Source organism: Clostridium sp. YIM B02506 (genome assembly GCF_022324845.1).
Taxonomy (GTDB): domain Bacteria; phylum Bacillota; class Clostridia; order Clostridiales; family Clostridiaceae; genus Clostridium_T; species Clostridium_T intestinale.
On the sequence record NZ_JAKGTG010000064.1, the window covers coordinates 1 to 1,697 of the forward strand.

General features: G+C 28.2%; 1 protein-coding gene. It reads right to left on the bottom strand.

Going from position 1 to position 1,697, the window contains the following annotated elements; all coding sequences use genetic code 11:
- Nucleotides 1–129: 129 nt before the first annotated feature.
- A complete protein-coding gene (locus L1S49_RS23045; protein ID WP_238907694.1) occupies nucleotides 130–1,422 on the bottom strand; it encodes an IS110 family transposase in 1,293 nt (430 codons plus the stop codon).
- Between the last annotated feature and the right edge of the window lie 275 nt (nucleotides 1,423–1,697).

Below are 1,697 nucleotides of genomic sequence, written 5' to 3' on the forward strand. Positions count from 1 at the left end.
TTTTTATTCTTTAGACCAGTTATAAAAAGTCAATAATTTTTTTGAATTTATTTTTGCTAAAAAGAGGTATACTTAATAAACCATTATTTACATACGAATAATGGATAAATAGTATATTAAAATTATTTGTTAAATTGCAGTAAGGGTTAGTTGTTTCGATAGATAATTTTTTTCATGTATCTCAGGTAATCGTAGTTCAAAAGGTTGTTGATCTCTTAAAATTGCAAAAAAGTGGTTGATTAATTTATGCATTATAGCACATATGGCTATTTTTTTAGGTTTAGATTTAGTTAGTCGTTTATAGTATGCAAGCAAAATAGGATTAGCTGGAGCACCATTTCGTCGAGTTTTAATTGAACCTATAGCAAGGTTATATAAAGTTTTTCGAGCAAGGCGCGAGCCACGTTTAGTAAGTTTATTATGAGTGCTATTATAATTCCCAGATTGCGATACTGAGGTATCTACACCAAGAAATGCAACTATTTTTTTAGCAGATTTATAATTATTAATGTCACCAATTTCAGCTAATAGAGTTACTGCACTCATAAAACCGACTTCAGGATGAGTACAAAGTAACTTTAAGTTTTGCTCAAGGTTAGGCATTTCTTTATGAAGTAAATAAATTTGTTCTTTTAAGATATCAGAAGTTTTAGAAAAAGATTCAATTATATTAATAAAACAACATACTTCACTACCTAAATATGAGGTTGGTATTTTAAGAGACTTAGCTTCAAGAGCTATGTTAAGTACTAAATTATATTTTTTTTCGGCCCATTCGTTAGAATGGTTAATGGTAGACTTCATAAGCTTAATCACATCAGATTTAGGTGTAGCTAAAAAGTCATTATAAGTAGGATATTTTGATAATATGGCTAGCGGAATAGGACTAAATGTATCACTGAATACTTTATCAAACTTTGGAAATACTAAGTTAAGTAATGAATTTAACTTTTTTTTGAAATGAGACCTATGATCAATAATTGAATCATATTCTCTACACAATTTTTTCAGTAAAAAGAAATTTTCATTAAAGGTATTTTGAATTGAAAATGTTGGGGATTGAGCTAATTGGGCAATCCTCAACGAATCAATCTTATCGTTTTTTACCTTTCTTATACTTTGCTTAGCAAAATTCTTAGTACTAATAGGATTTATAATAAAACACTCAAAATTATTATTAGTAAAATAGTTATGCAACAAAAGATGGTACATGCCTGTAGATTCCATAAAGATTTTTGCTCTTTTTGAGTGCTTAGAATTAATATCATTTAAGATTGATATTAATTTGTTAAAGCCTATTAAATCATTTGTAATAGAGAATGTTTTTCCATATGCTTCGCCGTCGGGTTTAAGTATAGTAATTACAGAAGATGTTGATGAAACATCTACTCCGACAACGTAGTCATTAATAAAGTTATTCATAGTACATTTCCTCCTTTAATTTTGAATAGAATTCTCATAAACTCAATGAACTATATCCTCGTTTGTTATTCAGGTAATTCTACAATAAATAGAAACCTAACCAGTTACTCATAGAATTCATTGAATGAGATAACAGTCTAAAGATCGGGTATGCGTATGCTCCCAGGAAATTAACGTCAATACTCTATTCAATTTTCAATTTTCACTAGTTAGAGTTTTCAACATAGAAATAAATATTCGTATTTATTTCTATGGTTTTATAATACGAGGAAATT

Excerpts from the sequence above, each read along its gene's own strand:
- L1S49_RS23045 (WP_238907694.1), bottom strand. The coding sequence starts at position 1,422 with ATGAATAACTTTATTAATGACTACGTTGTCGGAGTAGATGTTTCATCA.